This window comes from Chitinophagales bacterium, from assembly GCA_020635995.1.
Taxonomy (GTDB): domain Bacteria; phylum Bacteroidota; class Bacteroidia; order Chitinophagales; family UBA8649; genus JAFMKE01.
The window spans coordinates 1-19492 of the sequence record JACJYS010000012.1; the positions used below are offsets into that span (position 1 = coordinate 1).

The 19492-nt window shown below is 33.0% G+C and carries 14 protein-coding genes; 12 read left to right on the plus strand and 2 right to left on the minus strand.

Features of this window, described 5'->3' with window-relative positions; genetic code table 11:
* Positions 1 to 554 (plus strand): hypothetical protein (locus H6578_12260; protein MCB9227926.1); only part of this gene is annotated, 554 nt, incomplete at its 5' end.
* 6 nt (positions 555 to 560) lie between these two features.
* Entirely contained in the window at positions 561 to 2639 is a 2079-nt protein-coding gene (locus tag H6578_12265; protein ID MCB9227927.1) for a penicillin acylase family protein, read from the plus strand.
* Between the two features lies 1 nt (position 2640).
* Here H6578_12265 and hutH read toward each other — a convergent pair whose 3' ends face one another.
* Entirely contained in the window at positions 2641 to 4107 is a 1467-nt protein-coding gene (gene hutH, locus H6578_12270) for a histidine ammonia-lyase (protein MCB9227928.1), read from the minus strand.
* Positions 4108 to 4113: 6 nt separating this feature from the next.
* Positions 4114 to 5436, minus strand: a complete 1323-nt coding sequence (locus H6578_12275) for a histidine--tRNA ligase (GenBank protein ID MCB9227929.1) — start codon at positions 5434 to 5436, stop codon at positions 4114 to 4116.
* Positions 5437 to 5761: 325 nt separating this feature from the next.
* Between H6578_12275 and prfB the strand changes: the two genes are divergently transcribed.
* From prfB to H6578_12325, 10 genes are all read left to right on the plus strand, one after another.
* A protein-coding gene (gene prfB, locus H6578_12280; GenBank protein MCB9227930.1) for a peptide chain release factor 2 occupies positions 5762 to 6842 on the plus strand; the annotation gives its coding sequence in 2 pieces (ribosomal slippage) (positions 5762 to 5809 and positions 5811 to 6842; 1080 coding nt in all).
* 558 nt (positions 6843 to 7400) lie between these two features.
* Complete coding sequence (locus H6578_12285; GenBank protein MCB9227931.1) at positions 7401 to 7724, plus strand: HIRAN domain-containing protein; 324 nt, start codon at positions 7401 to 7403, stop codon at positions 7722 to 7724.
* Positions 7725 to 7871: 147 nt separating this feature from the next.
* On the plus strand, positions 7872 to 9041 hold the full coding sequence (locus H6578_12290) for an efflux RND transporter periplasmic adaptor subunit (protein MCB9227932.1): 1170 nt from the start codon (positions 7872 to 7874) through the stop codon (positions 9039 to 9041).
* A gap of 13 nt (positions 9042 to 9054) precedes the next feature.
* Positions 9055 to 12201, plus strand: coding sequence for an efflux RND transporter permease subunit (locus H6578_12295; protein ID MCB9227933.1), 3147 nt, complete (start codon positions 9055 to 9057; stop codon positions 12199 to 12201).
* Positions 12194 to 13597 carry an efflux transporter outer membrane subunit gene (locus tag H6578_12300; GenBank protein ID MCB9227934.1) on the plus strand — a complete coding sequence of 468 codons (1404 nt, stop codon included), beginning with the start codon at positions 12194 to 12196 and terminating at the stop codon, positions 13595 to 13597. The genes H6578_12295 and H6578_12300 overlap by 8 nt, the downstream gene beginning before the upstream one ends.
* Before the next feature lie 216 nt (positions 13598 to 13813).
* Positions 13814 to 16633: a carbamoyl-phosphate synthase large subunit gene (gene carB / locus H6578_12305; protein MCB9227935.1), complete on the plus strand. Its 2820-nt coding sequence runs from the start codon at positions 13814 to 13816 to the stop codon at positions 16631 to 16633.
* A 30-nt stretch (positions 16634 to 16663) separates the two neighbouring features.
* The gene (locus H6578_12310; protein ID MCB9227936.1) at positions 16664 to 17062 is read left to right on the plus strand and encodes a hypothetical protein; all 399 of its coding nucleotides are present in this window, start codon (positions 16664 to 16666) and stop codon (positions 17060 to 17062) included.
* A gap of 147 nt (positions 17063 to 17209) precedes the next feature.
* Positions 17210 to 17935 (plus strand): pyridoxine 5'-phosphate synthase, encoded by a 726-nt coding sequence (locus tag H6578_12315; protein ID MCB9227937.1) that lies wholly within the window; start codon positions 17210 to 17212, stop codon positions 17933 to 17935.
* On the plus strand, positions 17932 to 18675 hold the full coding sequence (locus tag H6578_12320) for a 1-acyl-sn-glycerol-3-phosphate acyltransferase (protein ID MCB9227938.1): 744 nt from the start codon (positions 17932 to 17934) through the stop codon (positions 18673 to 18675). The genes H6578_12315 and H6578_12320 overlap by 4 nt, the downstream gene beginning before the upstream one ends.
* A 58-nt stretch (positions 18676 to 18733) precedes the next feature.
* Positions 18734 to 19492, plus strand: coding sequence for a 3'-5' exoribonuclease (locus tag H6578_12325; GenBank protein MCB9227939.1), 759 nt, complete (start codon positions 18734 to 18736; stop codon positions 19490 to 19492).

A 19492-nucleotide genomic window follows, 5' to 3' on the forward strand; every position in this document is an offset into this window, starting at 1 on the left:
TGGCAATGCAAAGTATTGTAATTATGGCACTTTTGCTAACACCTTATGCTTTGCTTTATGCTTTTAATGCCAACATTTTACTTTATATTTTTCTTGTAGTAGCTCAATTTTTGGTTCTTCTTTATATTTTTAAACGAAAAGGTATAAAAAAAAAAATACTGTATTCAAGTATGTTGTTTTTTATAATAGCCGTTGCCATTTTAAATGGTTTTGCTTATCCCAATTTATTAAAATATCAAAGTAGCTCGCAAGTTGCTTTTTACATTAATAAACAAAAAATTCCTAAAGAGAATCTGTTTCAAAAAAATATTTATTTCAGAGCTTTTCATTATTATAATGGTGGTATTGTTCCAAATTTTACCAACGAAGATTACAAAAAAGACGTTTATATTTTTACCGATGAAAACGGGAAAAAAGAAATTGAACAAAAATATATAATAAAAGAAGTTAAAAGCTTTGAAGATTTTAATGTTACAAGATTAAGCTTATTATTTTTAAACCCGAATACAAGACAAAATACATTACATAAAAAATTCCTTTTAAAATTAGAATAAAACAAAATGAAAAAAACCATTACGCTGATATTCAGCACCTTTGCCCTGTTAATAGTTAATGCACAAGAGTTTCCTAAAATAAATCCTAATGATGTAGAAATAGTTAGAGATGAATGGGGTGTTCCTCATATTTTTGGCAATACCGATGCTGAAGCGGCTTATGGTTTGGCGTGGGCAAATGCTGAAGATGCTTTTAAAGAAATGCAAGATTTGCTGATAGTGGGTAAAAAAATGAAAGGCAAACAAGAAGGTATAGATGGAGCTAAAGCCGATTTTTTTGCTAACGTAATACGTGCTACCGAAATAGTAGAAAGAGATTACAATACACTTCCTCAAGACTTTTTAAAATATATAGATGGTTATGTACAAGGTATTAATCGCTATGCCGAACTACACAAAGATGAAGTAATAGTTAAAGGTTCTTTTCCCATTACTACTAAAGATATATTGGCAACCTACGTTACCGTTATGTCTTTTTTAACAGATGCCAGCGGAGCTTTAGACAAAATATATAACGGCAAATTAGACGAAATTCCCACTACAGGAAAAGGTTCTAACGCTTTTGCCGTAAATAGCACCAGAACCATTGACGGCAATACTTATTTATGTATTAATCCGCACATGCAAATGTTAGGTACTTTCTCTTTTTACGAAGCTCATATAGTAAGCAACGAAGGTTTAAATATGCACGGAGCATTGTTTTTTGGAGGAACTTCAATTTATATGGGAAATAATGAACATTTAGGCTGGGGAATGACATGGAATTATTTTGACCAAGGCGATATATACAAACTTGAAATGCACCCTAAAAAGAAAAATACTTATTTGTATAACGGAGAATGGAAAAAATTAGAAACTAACAAATTTTGGCTAAAAGTTCGTGTGGGCAAAAAATTGGTTTTGCCAGTTAAGAAAAAATCGTATTGGAGTGAATTAGGTGCCGTTATAAAATCAACAAAATCAAAAGATTATTATGCTTTTAAATACCCTGCTTTTTATGATATAACAGCTCCTTTGCAATGGTATAGAATGGATAAAGCCACAAATTTTAAAGAGTTTAAAGAAGCTTTAAATATATTTGGAGTAAGTATGTTTAATATAGTTTATGCCGATAGAGATGACAATATTTACTACGTAAGTTATGGGCAAATTCCATACAGAAATGACAGCTTAACAAAACTGCCATACATTAATGCCAACTCTTCTGACGTGGTGTGGCAAAGACTACATACTTTAGATGAACTTCCACACAATGAAAATCCTAAAGATGGCTATGTTTTTAATACTAACAATACACCTTTTCAAAGCGATAGTAAACTGAATATTGCCTACAAAAATGCTTCTCCTTCTTATGTAGATGGCAGACCGAGCAATAACAACAGAGCACTGCGAATAATAGAACAAATGGGCGAAAAAGATAAAATAAATTTTGAGGATTTTCAAGCTATAAAATTTGACAATAAATACTCAAAAAACACTTATTTAATCAAACAAATGGCTTATATGTTTGAAATGAATCCTAATGATTTCCCAGAAATAAGCGATGCTATTACTTTGATACAAGCGTGGGATTTTGAAGCAGACAGCTTAGATGAAAGTGCCGCAATGCTGTTAGTGGCTATAGATAAAATATTTACCAAAAAACACTACGGAGATAAACAATTTGTAACAGGAATAGAGATTAACAATCAAGAAATTATTGACGGTATTAAAGAAGCAAAAGCTTGGTTTTTAGATTATTATGGTACTATTCATGTGCCGTTAGGCAAAATATTTAAAGCCCAAAAAGGAGATTTAATGGTTACTTCGCCCGGCTACCCCGATGCTTTGGCGGCAAACTACGGCAAGCCACAAGACAGTTTATACATAGCTTTATATGGCGATACTTATACCCAATTTGTGAATTTTAGTAAAGATGGCGTTCAGGAAATAAGAACTTTAGTGCCTTTTGGCGAATCGTACCATGAAGAAGACGAAAGTTATTTTAACCAAGCAGATTTATTTAGAAAGCAAGAAACTAAAGAAATGTCTTTAGACAGAGATGAGATTTACAAAAATGCTAAGAAAATTTATCATCCGGAGTAGCTTAAAACAATAAATCTTTAGCTTTTAATAAATCGTAGTGCAATACCCTATCATGCTTTAATTCAGGTATGTGAATACGCAATTTTTCAACAAAATCTTCTACTTTTTGAGATGATTTCAACGGTTTTCTGTATTTGAGTGCTTCAACGGCTACTATAGATTCAATGGCTACAATTTGCTGCACGTTTTCTAACAAATCGTAGCACTGAACCGCTGCATTTGCTCCCATACTCACATGGTCTTCCTGTCCATTGCTGCTGGGTACGCTGTCTATAGAGGCGGGTGTAGCTAACTGCTTATTTTTTGAAACCAAAGAAGCAGCCGTATATTGAGCTATCATAAAACCGGAATGTAAACCCGGATTTGGACTTAAGTATGCCGGTAGTCCTCTATTGCCACTCATTAATAAATAAATTCTGCGTTCGCTAATATTGCCCAGCTCTGCCAAGGCTAATTTTAAAAAATCTAAATTTAAAGCTAAGGTTTGCCCATGAAAATTTCCTGCCGATATTATTTCATCTTCATCAGGAAAAATATTTGGATTGTCCGTTACGCTATTAATTTCTGTTTCAAAAACTTGAGCAATATGCTGTATGGCATCAAAACTTGCTCCATGCACCTGAGGAATACATCTAAAAGAATAAGGATCTTGCACTTGTACTTTATTTTGATTCGCTATTTCGCTCCCTTCTAAAAGTTCTCTTATCTGTTTTGCCGTTTCTACCTGCCCTTTGTGAGGTCTAATTTTATGTACCAAAAAATTAAAAGGTTCTAACCTACAATTATAAGCGTCTAATGAGCAAGCTGCTATTTTATTTGATTTAAGGTATAACTTTTTAGCTTCTATAAGCAAAAAAACACCATAAGCACTCATAAACTGCGTGCCGTTTAGCAATGCTAAACCTTCTTTTGATTGTAATTTTAAAGGTTTCCAAGCATATTTTTTCTCTAAAACAACAGATGATTGTGCAACTCCATCAATATAAACTTCTCCTAAACCTAAAAGAGGCAGTGATAAATGAGCCAAAGGACTTAAATCGCCACTTGCTCCCAGTGAACCTGTATCATAAATAACAGGAAGTATATCTTTATTGTAAAAATCTATTAAACGCTGTACAGTTTCTAAACTAACTCCGGAATGTCCATAACTTAAATTCTGAATTTTAAGCAAAAGCATAAGCTTTACTATTTGCTTAGGTATAGGTTTTCCTACTCCACAAGCATGAGATTTCACTAAATTCTCTTGCAGTTCAGAAATTTGGTCTTCTTGAATTTCAACATCGCACAAACTACCAAAACCCGTATTTATACCATAATATTTAGTGCCTTTTTCATTTATTTTTTTATCTAAATAGGCTCTGCATTTTACTATAGCTTCAGTAGCTTTTTTAGATAAACTAATCTCATTTTTATCTTCTATAAGCTCTTTTATACTATTTATAGTAAGTTCTTTATGACCAATTTCCATAAAACTTTAGTCTTTTAATAGTTTCACTAATGTATCAAAATCAACTAATTCTTGTTTGCCACTTTTCATTTGTTTAAGCATATATTTATTTTGTGCTATTTCATTATCGCCTATTATAGCCACATAATTTATTCCTCTACTATCGGCATATTTCATTTGCTTAGCAAATTTTGTAATATCGGGATACATTTCTGTTTTAACACCTTTATTTCTTAGTTTTGAAAGGGTTTCAAAAGCTTTTTCTTGCCCTTTTTCATCAAAATAAGCAAATAAAAGCTGAGGAGCAGTGCTTAAATTTTCAGGAAATTTATTGAGTGCTTCCATTATATCATATATTCTTTCTAAGCCAAAAGAAACGCCCACGCCTGTCATATCGCTTTTGCCAAACATTTCTGTTAAATTATCGTAGCGACCACCGCCACCTATGCTTCCCATTTCGTATTCATTAGATACTACCTCAAAAATACAACCCGTATAATAATCTAATCCTCTAGCTAAACTAATATCAAATTTTGAAAAAGAAACTTTGGCATTTGTCAAAAAAGCTACTTCTTGTTTTCCTTGCTCTAATATTTCTGTATTAGGCAATTTACTAAAATCATTATTGCTGATTATGTTTTTTAGTTCCGCTATATTTTCGTTGGCAACACCTATTTCTTGAAATTCTAATAAAACTTTATTTAAACCTATTTTATCCAACTTGTCTAAAATGCTTATTCCTTGAGTTTCATTACCTTTTAAACCTAAAAACTGCATTAAACCCAATAATAATTTTCGGCTATTGTATCTAATGGTAACATCTAAGCCCAATTTTTCAAAAACTAAAGCATACATCTGCATTAATTCCACTTCATTATACAAGCTATTGCTACCTATTACATCTACATCGCATTGGTAAAACTCCTGGTAGCGACCTTTTTGAGGTCTATCGGCACGCCAAACGGGTGCTATATGGTAGCGTTTAAATGGAAATACTAAATCGTTTTGGTTTTGCACCACATAACGAGCCAAAGGCACTGTTAAATCGTACCGCAAACCTCTTTTTGAAAGTTGAGAAACTGCTTTATTAGAATCTTTATTTTCTAATATCGCACTATCTACTTTACTTAAAAAATCACCATTATTCAGCACTTTAAACAATAGTTTATCGCCTTCTTCGCCATATTTCCCTGTTAAAGTTTCTAAGCCTTCCATTACAGGTGTTTCTATAGGCTGATAGGCAAAAAGTTCAAAAACTCCTTTCATTATTTCAATAATATAGCTTCTTTTGGCTACATCGTTAGGCAAAAAATCTCTAAGTCCTTTGGGCAGTTGTGCTTTTATACTCATTTGGTTTTCCGTTTCAATTGATTATTTCCCGATTCAGTATGTTTTTATACCGATTCATTAAAAACTAGTTCTTATAATTTGCAATGCATGCATATATTTGTGTTATCAATATTTCATATTGTTGGTTTGGTTTGGTAAAAGCTCCGCATCACTGTGGAGCTTTTTACTTTTTAAGCCGCTGCAAATATACATCTCCTATTTATTAATTTACAATCTACCTTATAACCTGAGTTCTATTACCAATTGCCAATACAAAATAATTTAAACTATTTTGTATCAAGTATTGGTATTCTGTATCTTTACCCATCATTTATAAAATGAAACTATGACAACTGAACAATACAACGAACTTAGTGAGCGTGTAGTGGCTCTGGGGAGGTTTCTTTGACATTGCCGACCGAAAAATAAAAATAGAAGAAGCTCAACGTATTTCTGTAGAACCTGATTTTTGGAACGACCCCACAAAAGCTGAAACCATTTTAAAAGAAATGAGCAAACAAAAATATTGGGTTAAACTTTATGATGATGTTAAAACCAAATTAGACGATTTAGATGTTATGCAGGAGTTTTTTGAAATGGAAGAAATTTCTGAAAATGAATTGGACGCGTCATACAATAAAACTATGGAAGCCATAGATGAATTAGAGTTTAAATCTACTTTAAATAAAGAAGAAGATGCTTTTAGTGCTATATTAGAAATAAATGCAGGAGCAGGCGGTACTGAAAGCTGCGACTGGAGTGATATGCTACTGCGCATGTACATTATGTGGGCAGAAAAACAAGGTTTTAAAGTAAAAGAATTAAATAAACAGTATGGCGATGTGGCGGGCATTAAATCGGTATCGCTTGAAATAGATGGCGATTACGCCTACGGCTTACTTAAAGGCGAAAATGGTGTACATCGCTTAGTACGAGTTAGCCCTTTTAATGCCCAAGGAAAACGTATGACTTCTTTTGCCTCTGTTTTTGTACACCCTATGGTTGATGATTCTATAGAAATAGAAATAGCTCCCAGCGATATTGAATGGGATACTTTCCGTTCAAGTGGTGCAGGCGGGCAGCACGTAAACAAAGTAGAAACAGCCGTAAGAGTTAGGCATTTACCTACAGGTATTGTAGTGGAGTGTCAAGAAGGGCGTTCTCAGCACAGCAATAGAGAAAAAGCATTGCAAATGTTAAAATCTCAGCTTTATGAATTAGAACTGCAAAAACAACTGGAAGAAAGAGATAAAATAGAAGCAGAGAAAATGAAAAATGAATGGGGCTCTCAAATACGCTCTTATGTACTGGACGATAGACGTGTAAAAGACCACCGCACTAATTATGAAAATAGAAATACAGATGCTGTTTTAAACGGGAATATAGACGATTTTCTGAAAGAATACTTAATGTGGAAGAGCAAATAATACACTCTGTTTTCAATGGGTTATGACTCATAGGAGCAAAATGCCCCATTGGATTAAACAATCTATGACTATCCGTTTTTATACCAATACTTTATGCTTTAATATAGCAGAGTGGGACGTTTAAGTAATTTGAATTACAGTTTGTATTCTTTTTACCTTTGTCTTGACACAAAGGTAACCAAAGGTCAAGACTGTAATCAAAAACACTAAAATGCTATAAAACAGACGAGGACAAATTAATGTATGCTCAATTTTAGTTTTCCTAAAGTATTTTTATTTGTAGGAGCATACTAATTTGTCTGTTTATTGTTTTATAATTTCATTCATTTTGGATGTCTGTTTCACATCATTTCTTAACGTATTTTTGATTAAGGTCAGATAAAAGTGCACCTTAGCTTGATAGCATACGGGATTTGTAATTTTTCTTTAGAAGAAAAGTTAATGTAAAATACTTCATAGCTATCATTACGGATAGTCATTAAACAATCCAATATTTTTTTCACTCCGCAAATACACTGCGTTTAGCTACAATAATTTTGTGGTAAAAAATAATTTATCATGAAAAACGAATATTACAAAAGCTTTTTTATTGCCGGATTTACTTATAATGAAGGCCCTATGATTTTTAAAAAACTAAAAGTGGGCAAAGAACTTATTCTAAAAGCCGAACCTGACAATTGTAAAGATGAAAATGCCGTAGCAATATATTGCAATGAACACAAAATAGGCTTTGTGCCAGCAGAAAAAAATTACTCCATGAGTAAACTTTTAAAGTGTGGACACAATCCTTTTATAGCTATAATTCAGCAAAGAAACCAAAGTGAACACCCTGAAAGACAAATTAGAGTGGTTGTTTACGTTAAAAATTTAGCCGAAAATTAGATTTACTCATTCATTTTCAATTAAAATAGAAAGGTCTTTTAGCTAAAGTTTATTTTTTAACGTAATTTTAACGTCCCTTATCAAATTATTCTAACAAGTCTTGTGTTAGAGTTACTTGTATATTAAAACTACTAAATACTTTAAACTATGGTTAAACCTAAAATTCTTTATTTTTCATTACTTTCTTTCGCTATTTTAAGTGCTTTTTCTTCTTGTAGCTCATCTGAAAGCGGTGCACCTAACGCACAGCAGCAACAAGCAAGACCTTTTCCTGTAGTAGAAGTATCTGCAAGAGATATAGAAAGCTATGACGAATATCCTACAGAAATAACAGGCAAAAATGATAACCAATTAAGACCAAAAATTTCGGGATATATTACCAAAGTATTAGTTGATGAAGGAGATAAAGTAGCTAAAGGACAAGTTTTATTTAGATTAGAAACTAATATACTTTCGCAAAATGCAAGTGCCGCAGAAGCAAGTGTTGAAGCAGCAAAATCTAACGTAACAAGTGCTCAAGTAGAAGTAGATAAATTAATTCCTTTAGTGGAAAAAAACATTATAAGCAATGTGCAATTAGAAACCGCTAAAGCAAGATTAATGCAAGCCAAAGCTCAATTGCTTCAAGCTGAAGCCAGCTACAAAAGCTTGGTAGAAAATATAGATTTTGCCGTAGTTAGAAGTCCCATAAATGGAATTGTAGGAAGAATAAACTATAGAGAAGGTAGTTTGGTTAGTCCGCAAGATCCTAAACCTTTAACTATTGTTTCGGATATAAACACATTATATGCTTATTACACACTAAACGAAAAGCAATACATCAGTCTGTTTAAAAATATTAAAGGCAATTCAATTAACGATAAATTAAAAGGTTTGCCAAAAGTTAGTTTAAGGCTTGCTGATGGCTCTATTTATGATGAAAAAGGCACCATAACTTCCAGTTCCGGGCAAATAGACAAAAACACAGGAACTATAGAACTAAGAGTAGATTTTAAAAACAATGGATTATTAAGCAGTGGCAATACAGGTGTTATTTTAGTACCTAAAACATATAAAAATGCTTTAGTAATTCCAGAATCTTCAACTTATGAGCAGCAAGGGAAAGTATATGCTTATAAAGTTTTTGACAATGATAGTATTTATTCAGAAATAGTTACTCCTTTAGACAGAGTAAACAATTTAATTTTAATAGATAAAGGCTTAAACAAAGGAGATAAAATTTTGGCTAAAGGCATTTTAAATGCTCAAAACGGAATGAAAATAACGCCACAAGTTTTGCCATTAGATTCTATTATTGATTTTAAAACCATATTCTAAAAACAATATCAATATGATAAAAAGATTTATAGACAGACCTGTTCTATCGCTTGTTATTTCAATATTTATTGTTTTCTTAGGCATAATTGGAATTAACATACTACCTATTACGCAGTACCCAAGTATAGCTCCTACTACAGTTCAAATTTCGGCAAGCTACCCCGGTGCTAATGCAGAAACCGTATTAGAAAGTGTAGTTATTCCTATAGAAGAACAAGTAAACGGTGTGGAAGGGATGAATTACATTACTTCTACGGCTTCTAATGATGGTAGTGCCAATATTTCTGTGTTATTTAAGCAAGGTATTGACCCCGATATAGCCACCGTAAACGTGCAAAACAGTGTGGCAAGAGCTACACCGCTTTTACCTGCGGAGGTTACCAGAACAGGTGTTGTAACTAAAAAACGCCAAACAGATGCTTTGATGTTTTTGAGTTTTTATACTGCCAACCCAAAATACGATGATGTTTATTTACAAAACTATCTAAACATTAATATAATTCCCGAAATTAAACGTATTAGCGGAGTAGGAGATGCTTCGGTTTTTGGAGCAAAAAACTACTCTATGCGTATTTGGATTAGCCCCGAAAAAATGGCAAACTACGGTTTAACCCCCGGAGATGTTATAAGAGCTATTAACGACCAAAGTCAACAAGCTACGCCTGGAAATTTAGGCGAAAACAATGGCGAAGCTTTTCAATATGTAATAAAGTATAGTGGAAAATATAACGAAGAAAAACAGTACAAAGACATTATAGTTAAAACTGGCGAAAATGGCGAACTACTAAGATTAGGAGATGTGGCGGATATAGAACTTTCGGCTTTTTCATACAGCGTTTTAGGAAAAACAGAAGGAAGTCCTTCATTTTCTGTTGGTATTTATCAAACTCCGGGTTCTAATGCCCAAATTATTATTAAAGAAATTCAAACGTACTTAGAAAACAAAAAAGCATCCTTTCCCGATGGTATAGATTATGTAATAAACTACAATACCAATGAATTTTTAAGTGCTTCTATGGAGCATGTTATTAAAACTTTATTAGAAGCGTTTGTATTGGTATTTATTGTGGTTCTTGTTTTTCTACAAGATTTTAAATCTACTTTAATACCAGCCATAGCTGTTCCTGTTTCTATTGTTGGTACTTTCTTCTTTTTAAATTTATTTGGTTTTTCTATTAATTTATTAACGCTTTTTGCCTTAATATTGGCAATTGGTATAGTAGTAGATGACGCCATAGTGGTGGTAGAAGCCGTACACGCAAAATTGGAAACCAAAAAATTTAAAACTTCAAAAGAAGCTACTTACAAAGCCATGGACGGCATTAGTGGAGCTATTATTTCTATTACTTTAGTAATGGCTGCGGTATTTGTTCCGGTTACATTTATTCCGGGGCCTTCGGGTGTGTTTTTTAAGCAATTTGGTATAACATTAATTATAGCCATTTTAATTTCTGCCCTAAATGCCTTAACATTAAGTCCTATGCTTAGTGCATTACTTTTAAAACCACATCACGATGATGATGAACACGCTACAAAAACATCTTTTCTACAACGCTTTTTTATAGCATTTAATGCAGCTTTTGATTCTATGATTAAAAAATACGGACAGGCTGTTTCTTTTACCATAAAACACAAATGGGTAGCTTTTGCTATTTTACTGTTATCGGTAGGTGGCATTTATTATGTAAGTAAAACTACGCCTACGGGCTTTGTACCTAATGAAGACAGAAAAATATTATTTGCTAATATAGAATTGCCCGCAGGAAGCTCTTTAGACAGAACTTATGAAATTTTAGAAGAAATGAACGAAAAAGCAAGCCATATAGAAGGTGTAAATGGCGTTAGTTTTGTGGCAGGAAGAAGTTTTATAAGTGGTGCCGGTAGCAATTATGGAATTGGTTTTGTTAGATTAAATGACTGGGAAGATAGAAATACCGAAGAAACATCTATAGAAACAATAACCAAAAAATTGTTTGGAATGGCAGCCACCATACCGGAAGCTAAAATGATATTTTTTGGGCCACCGAGTGTTCCCGGTTTTAGTTTTAATGCAGGATTTGAAGTACAAGTTTTAGATAAAAACGGAAGACCCGTAAAAGAACTGGACGAAACTTCCAGAAATTATATTGCAAAATTAGTTGCGCGTCCAGAGATTTTATATGCTCAATCCTCTATTAATACAGGTTTCCCTCAGCTTGAATTAACTATAGATAAAGATGTTGCTTTTAAAAAAGGCGTTCAGTCATCGGAAATATTTAGTGCGTTAAGTGGCTATTTAGGTGGTGTGTATGCTGCTGATTTTACTAAATTTGGAAAGCAATTTAGAGTTATGGTACAGGCAAAACCTGATGATAGAGCCACTGAAAATGATTTAAACAAAATATACGTCAGAAATAACAAAGGCGATATGATTCCTATTACTCAATTAGTGAGTTTAAAAAGAGTTTATGGACCTCAAACTGTTAGTCGTTTTAACTTGTTTAATGCCGCATCAATAACAGGAGCACCTGCTCCCGGCTTCTCTTCGGGAGATGCTATTAAAGCCGTGCAAGAAACCGCTAAAGAACTGCCTGCCGGATACGATATAGATTTCTCTGGATTAACAAGAGAGGAAATTAGCTCGGGTTCTCAAACAACTATGATTCTTGTTATCGTGGTAATATTTGTTTACCTATTGTTATCGGCTCAGTATGAAAGTTTTGTATTGCCTTTCAGTATTTTATTGTCGCTTCCTGTGGGAATGTTTGGAGCTTTCCTATCGCAAAAATTAGCAGGACTTGAAATTAATATTTACTTCCAAATAGCCTTAATTATGCTTATTGGTTTATTGGCTAAAAATGCCATACTAATAGTTGAGTTTGCTTTGCAAGAAAGAAAAAATGGCAATAGTATAATAGAAGCGGCTATTTTAGGAGCCAAAGAAAGACTAAGACCTATATTAATGACATCCTTTGCTTTTATAGCAGGATTAATGCCTTTAGTATTGTCATCGGGAATTGGAGCTAACGGTAATAAATCTTTAGCTACCGGTGCTGCTTATGGTATGCTCATAGGTACGTTTTTGGGTCTTTTAGTAATACCTGTTTTGTTTGTTATTTTTCAAACCATACAAGAAAAAATTAAACCTGTTGACTTTGTAAAAGAAGAAGAAAATGAATAAAATATCCATTACCATATTAACCCTGCTTTTTGCTTTATTCTTTCAGTCTTGTGGAGTTATTACTAAAACCTACAAACACCAAGACCCTTATACTTTTGAGGCGTACAGAACGAATATAGCGAGTACCGATACCAATCAATTAGCTAACTATAATTGGAGAAATTTATTTTCTGATCCTATTTTGATTAATTATATTGATACCGCTTTAAAAAATAATTTAGATGTACTTAAAGCAGAAGAAAATATAGAGATAGCACAAGCCTACTTAAAACAATCTAAAGCTGCTTTTGCTCCAAGTATTGGATTAGAAGGGCAGTATAACCTAAGTACGCCTACTATGGCAACTTTTATGGGACGTTTTGTTACAGACAGAATGCGTGTAGATGATATTAAATTAGACGGATTTTTTAATTGGGAAATAGATGTTTGGGGAAAAATTAGAAGCCAAAGAAATGCCAGTAAAGCAACATATTTGCAAGCTGAAAATGCCGAAAGATATGTGAAAACACAACTGATAGCCAACGTAGCATCTACCTATTTTGCTTTATTGGCTTTAGATAAAAAACGTGAAGTACTACTTGATAATATTAAAAACAGACAAGAAGGTGTAGAAACTTCTCAAGCACTTAAAGATGCGGGAAACACTACAGAAGTTGCTGTACAACAAAATAAAGCCTTGCTGTTAAATGCTCAAGGAATGTTAGTTGATATTGAAAACTCTATTAAAGTAAGAGAAAATATGTTTAGCATTTTGCTTGGCATGGTACCTCAGGAAATAGAACGAAGCAATTTAGACCTACAAAAAATTACTACCGATTTTAACTTAGGCGTTCCTATTGAGTTGTTAAGCAATAGACCCGATGTATTAGCTTCAGAATACAATCTTATTAGTGCATTTGAAATGACCAATGTAGCAAGAGCCAGCTTTTACCCTTCTTTGTCTATAAGTGGCATGCTGGGTTTAAACAGTAGAAACTTTAGCGATTTGTTTAGCTTAAATGCTTTATTTGCTAATATTTTAGGCAATATAACACAACCGCTATTTAACCAACGCAAGCTAAGAACTATAAAAGAAGTAAGAGAAAGCGAACAAGAAATTGCTTTGTTAGATTATAAATCAAGTGTATTAGATGCTTATAGAGAAGTAAATGATGCCATTTTTAACTACAACGCTAATCAAAACAAATACTTTTATAAAGTACAGGAAAACAATGCTTTACAAAAGGCAATAAGCTACTCTGAAGAATTACAAACGCAAGGTATGGCAAGCTATTTAGAAGTAATAATAGCTAAAAACAATGCTTTAAGTACAGAGTTAGATATGGTGGATATTGAACTAAACCAAAGTTTAAACATTATAGAGCTATACAGAGCCTTAGGTGGTGGGTGGAAATAAGAGCATTTATTAATTTCTATTATTTTCTCTAATTTTATATTTTCCTTTCTCTTCATCTAATATATTCTCGTATTACATTCCATATTTCCCCTCTAATTCTTCGGTATCCCCCACTTTAAAATTAATTATTCACAACTTGTGGAATATATTGTATAAAAAACAAAAGATAGATGATTTGTAAAGCTTACTTTTGCCCAAACAAACACATTTTTTACAATGCCCAAAGATTCTACTATAAAACATGTACTAATTATTGGAAGTGGACCTATTATTATTGGTCAAGCTTGCGAGTTTGATTATTCCGGCACACAAGCATCGCGTTCATTAAGAGAAGACGGAATTAAAGTAACGCTACTTAACAATAATCCGGCTACTATTATGACTGACCCCATGACTGCCGACCATATTTATATGAATCCTATTTCCATTGATTCTATAGAAAAAATACTGGTAGAGCACCCCGATATTGACTCGGTACTGCCAACTATGGGCGGTCAAACGGCTTTAAACATAGCCAAAGAAGCTTATGAGCTGGGCGTGTGGGATAAATACAAAGTAAATGTTTTAGGTGCCGATTTAGACGCCATTGAAAAAACAGAAAATAGAGAAGCTTTCCGCCAGTTTATGCAAGAGCTGGGCATTAAAATTTGTCCTTCTAAAATTGCAAACTCATATTTAGAAGGCAAAGAAGTGGCACAGGAATTAGGTTTTCCTTTGGTAATTCGTCCTTCTTATACTTTAGGCGGCTACGGTGGTGGTTTTGTTCACAATAAAGAAGATTTAGATATCAAATTAACAAGAGGTTTAGAAGCTTCGCCTACACACGAAGTGCTGGTAGAAAAAGCAGTGCTGGGCTGGAAAGAGTATGAATTAGAATTACTTAGAGATAAAAATGACAATGTTGTAGTAATTTGTACCGTAGAAAACATGGATCCCATGGGCATACACACGGGAGATTCTATAACTGTAGCTCCGGCTATGACACTCCCCGATACTGTTTATCAAGAAATGAGAAACCAAGCTAAGCTGATGATGCAAAGGCTTGGAAATTTTGCCGGTGGCTGTAATGTGCAATTTTCTGTAAACCCCGAAACGGAAGAAGTTTATGCCATAGAAATGAACCCGAGAGTTTCCCGTTCTTCTGCTTTAGCTTCTAAAGCCACAGGATATCCTATAGCTAAAATAGCGGCTAAACTGGCTATTGGCTACTCTTTAGATGAGCTAAAAAATCAAATAACAGGCACTACCTCTGCTTATTTTGAGCCTACATTAGACTATGTAATAGTAAAAATGCCACGTTGGAATTTTGATAAATTTAAAGGTGCAGAAACAGAGTTGGGTTTACAAATGAAATCTGTAGGAGAAGTTATGGCAATAGGAAGAAGTTTTCAAGAAGCTATACAAAAAGCCTGTCAGAGTTTAGAAAACAACCGAATAGGCTTAGGTGCAGACGGTAAGCACTGGATGAAAACCGAAGATATTTTAGAAGGCATACAAAAACCTACTTGGGATAGAATTTTTAGAATAAAAGATGCTATTAGATTGGGTGTACCTATCAGTAAGATTTTTGAAATGACAAAAATTGATAAATGGTATTTGTACCAAATTAAAGACTTGGTAGATACCGACAATTTAATACGCAAAGAAAATTTAGCGTCAATATCTAAAGATTTCATGCTTGATATAAAGAAAAAAGGATATTCCGATGCTCAAATTGCTTACTTAATGGGCAATATTACAGAAGATGATGTTTATGAAAAACGCCATAAAATGGGCATAAAAAGAGTTTATAAACTGGTAGATACTTGTGCTGCCGAATTTGAAGCTCAAACCCCATACTACTACTCTACTTTTGATAGCGTAAACGAAAGTCAATCTAACAATAAAAAGAAAATAATAGTATTAGGAAGTGGTCCTAATAGAATAGGTCAAGGTATTGAATTTGACTACTGCTGTGTGCATGGCATACAAGCGTGCAAAGAGGCAGGCTACGAAGCTATAATGATGAACTGCAACCCCGAAACGGTAAGTACCGATTTTGATATAGCAGATAAACTATATTTTGAACCCGTTTTTTGGGAACATTTAAGAGAATTAATAGATTTTGAAAAGCCGGAAGGCGTAATTGTTCAGTTGGGCGGACAAACAGCTTTAAAACTTTCAGAAAAATTAAATGAATTAGGTATTAAAATAATAGGTACTTCTTATGAAAGTATGGATATGGCTGAAGACAGAGAACGTTTTTCTGACAAGCTGAAAGAACTTAATATCCCCTACCCTAAATATGGAGCGGCTAAAACTGCCGAAGATGCTATAGTGGTAGCTCATGAAGTGGGTTATCCTGTTTTGGTACGACCAAGTTATGTGCTGGGAGGACAACGCATGAAAATTGTAATAAATGATGATGAATTGACTACTGCCGTTATTAAAATATTAAAACATCACCCGGACAACAATATACTAATAGACCATTTTTTAGATAGAGCTAAAGAAGCAGAAGTAGATGCTATATGCGATGGAGAACAAGTACACATAATGGGTGTAATGGAACATATAGAACCTGCGGGCATACACTCTGGTGATAGCAATGCCGTTTTGCCTCCGTTTACTTTAGGTCCTTTAGTTATTGAAAAAATGGAAGAATATACTAAAAAAATTGCTTTAGCATTAGGTGTAAAAGGATTAATAAATATACAATTTGCCATAAAAGACGATAATGTATTTGTAATAGAAGCCAACCCTCGGGCATCGCGTACCACTCCTTTTATTAGCAAGGCTTATAAAGAACCTTATTTGAATGTTGCCACCAAAGTAATGCTTAATGACAAAAAACTTAGCGATTATCATTTTAAAAACGAACTAGAAGGCTATGCTATAAAAGAACCCGTATTTTCTTTTCATAAATTCCCTAATGTAAATAAAGAATTAGGCCCGGAAATGAAAAGCACAGGAGAAAGCATTTACTTTATTAAAGATTTAAAAGACCCTCACTTTAGAAACTTATACAAACTAAAAAGTATGTATTTGAGTAGATAAGGTCTTATTATTTTATAAAAACATTATCTTATGAAAAAAATATTATTTATATTTATCGCAGTTCTTTTTGCATTAGGGTGCAATACCCATGCAAAACAAGAAAACATAGCCCTAAACAATGGCGAAAAATGGAAAGTTAATGAAGAAATGAAGCCATTTTTAGAAGAAAGTAATGAGATTTTAAATAATTACATTGCCAATAACAACGAGAATTATACAGAATTGGCTGAAAATTTAAAAAACGAAAATTTCAAACTTATAAAAAGTTGTACTATGAAAGGCGAAAGTCATGAAGAGTTACACAAATGGTTGCACCCACACATGGAGCTTATTGAAAAATTAGCTAAAGCTGAAAATCAAAAAGAAGCCAATAAAATAATCAAACAGCTTAAAGATTCTTTTGCCGTTTATCATAATTATTTTGAATAAAAAGCCTTTAAAATACACTTGTTTAATACCCATTACAATTTCCGTTAGGTGTGTGTCATATAGATAGTCCATTTTTGTGATTAACAAATTATATTTCCTTTTTACCAAAAAATAGTATTAAAATTGTAGTTCCTAAATAACAAAACTATGCCCTGCAAACTGTCAGTTAATGTAAACAAAATTGCATTGTTAAGAAATTCAAGAGGTAGCAATATTCCCAATGTTGTTAGTTTTGCATTAGACTGCCAGAGGTACGGAGCAGACGGAATAACCATACACCCTCGCCCTGACGAACGCCATATTAGAAAAACAGATGTTTACGAGCTGGCAGCACATTTCCCTAACCAAAATTGCGAATACAATATAGAAGGTTTTCCTTCTGATGATTTTGTAAAAATGGTTTGTAAAGTAAAACCTACGCAAGTTACCCTAGTTCCCGATGGAGCCAATCAATTAACCTCCGACCACGGCTGGGACGTAATTAAAAATAAAAGTTTATTAACTACTGTACTTCAAGAATTTAGAGAGCAAGGCATTAGAACTTCATTGTTTATTGACCCTATTGAAAATCAACTACACGAAGCTAAAAACGTAGGCACAGATAGAATAGAATTTTACACCGGGCCTTATGCTCATGATTATGCTAAAAATAAAGAAAAAGCCATTTTACCTATTAAAAAAGTAATTCCTTTAGTACATAAATTAGGCTTAGGTATAAATGCCGGTCATGATTTAAACTTAGATAATTTACAATATTTCAATCAACAAATAGATGGATTATTAGAAGTATCAATAGGACACGCTTTAGTAAAAGATTGCTTATATTTAGGTTTAGAAAACGCCATAAACATGTATAAAAGGCTATTGAAATGAAAAAAATATTTAAAATAATAATGACGACTTATGCCGGAGCTGTCTTTATGTTTTGGGTATTTATAGCTTATTTAGTGAGCTTGTATTATTTAATTAGGTACAAAAAATCTAAAGACAAAGAATACCTCACTTTTTTATATAAAACTATTGGTCCATTAATTACTAATGGTATATTTTTAAAGATAAATAAGCATCATCATTATGCTTATGCTGAAAACGAAACTTATATCGTAGTAAGCAATCATCAAACCATGATAGATATTCCTGCAAATGTGGTAGGTGCTCCGGATGATATTTTGTTTAAATTTTTAGGTAAAGTAGAAGCTAATAAAATTCCTTTTTTTGGTAGCATTATAAACCGATTTTGTGTGCTTGTAGATAGAAAAAATCCCGAATCAAGGCATGAATCTTATAGCAAAATGAAAGCCGAAATGGAGAAAGGCTATTCTATTTTTTTATATCCTGAAGGTACAAGAAACAGAACAAAAGAACCTTTAAAAGACTTTTATAATGGAGCTTTTAAATTAGCCATTGAAATGCAAAAACCAATAGTGGTAAATACTTTAGTAAATATAAAAAAGTTAAATCCACCTAAAGGCTTTTTCACATACACACCCGGCACTATAGATGCTCATTGGGACGCTCCCATAAGCACTACGGGCATGACTTTAGAAAATGATTTAGAAAAACTTAAAAAAATAGTGGCAGACACCATGCTACACCGACTAAAAAATAAGTAAACGTTTAATTTTTAATTGATTAACAAAATAAGTCCACTAATTATTATATTTTTGTATGATGCACTTAAACCTAAATAAACCATTAGCATTTTTTGATTTAGAAACTACAGGCACTAATATTGCTACAGATAGAATTGTAGAAATAGGCATTGTAATAATGCAAATAGATGGTACAAAAGAAGAATACCGATATTTAATTAACCCTACCATTCCTATTCCCATAGAAGCAAGTTTGGTACACGGTATATATGATAAGGATGTACTAACTCAGCCAACATTTGCAGATTATGCCAATGAACTATTTGAGCTGTTAAATCCTTGTGATTTAGGTGGTTTTAATTCCAACCGATTTGATGTACCGATACTTGTAGAAGAGTTTTTAAGGGTAGATAAAAATTTTAGTATAGACACCCGAAATTTAATAGATGTTAGAAATATCTTTGTAATGATGGAACGCAGAGATTTAACTTCGGCATATAAATTTTACTGTGATAAAGATTTAAAAGATGCTCATTCTGCTTTAGCAGATGTGAAAGCAACACAGGAAGTATTTGAGGCTCAAGTAGCTAAATATGACGAAATATCTAATGATATTAATGAAATAAACAATAATTTTAGAAACGATTTAGACCAAATAGACACCGCCAATAGGCTTACTAAAATAAATGGACAGCCTGCCTTTAATTTTGGAAAATATAAAGGTAGATTAGTCAAAGATGTATTGCAAAACGACCCGGGTTATTATAACTGGATATTAAAAAGTGATTTTGCACTGCATACAAAGCAAAAATTAAAAGAAATTAAACTAAGTTTGTAG

Coding starts and splice junctions, on each gene's coding strand:
- H6578_12275 (MCB9227929.1), bottom strand. CDS start 5,436: ATGAGTATAAAAGCACAACTGCCCAAAGGACTTAGAGATTTTTTGCCT.
- H6578_12300 (MCB9227934.1), top strand. CDS start 12,194: ATGAATAAAATATCCATTACCATATTAACCCTGCTTTTTGCTTTATTC.
- H6578_12315 (MCB9227937.1), top strand. CDS start 17,210: ATGCCCTGCAAACTGTCAGTTAATGTAAACAAAATTGCATTGTTAAGA.
- H6578_12310 (MCB9227936.1), top strand. CDS start 16,664: ATGAAAAAAATATTATTTATATTTATCGCAGTTCTTTTTGCATTAGGG.
- hutH (MCB9227928.1), bottom strand. CDS start 4,107: ATGGAAATTGGTCATAAAGAACTTACTATAAATAGTATAAAAGAGCTT.
- H6578_12290 (MCB9227932.1), top strand. CDS start 7,872: ATGGTTAAACCTAAAATTCTTTATTTTTCATTACTTTCTTTCGCTATT.
- H6578_12325 (MCB9227939.1), top strand. CDS start 18,734: ATGCACTTAAACCTAAATAAACCATTAGCATTTTTTGATTTAGAAACT.
- H6578_12295 (MCB9227933.1), top strand. CDS start 9,055: ATGATAAAAAGATTTATAGACAGACCTGTTCTATCGCTTGTTATTTCA.
- H6578_12320 (MCB9227938.1), top strand. CDS start 17,932: ATGAAAAAAATATTTAAAATAATAATGACGACTTATGCCGGAGCTGTC.
- carB (MCB9227935.1), top strand. CDS start 13,814: ATGCCCAAAGATTCTACTATAAAACATGTACTAATTATTGGAAGTGGA.
- H6578_12265 (MCB9227927.1), top strand. CDS start 561: ATGAAAAAAACCATTACGCTGATATTCAGCACCTTTGCCCTGTTAATA.
- H6578_12285 (MCB9227931.1), top strand. CDS start 7,401: ATGAAAAACGAATATTACAAAAGCTTTTTTATTGCCGGATTTACTTAT.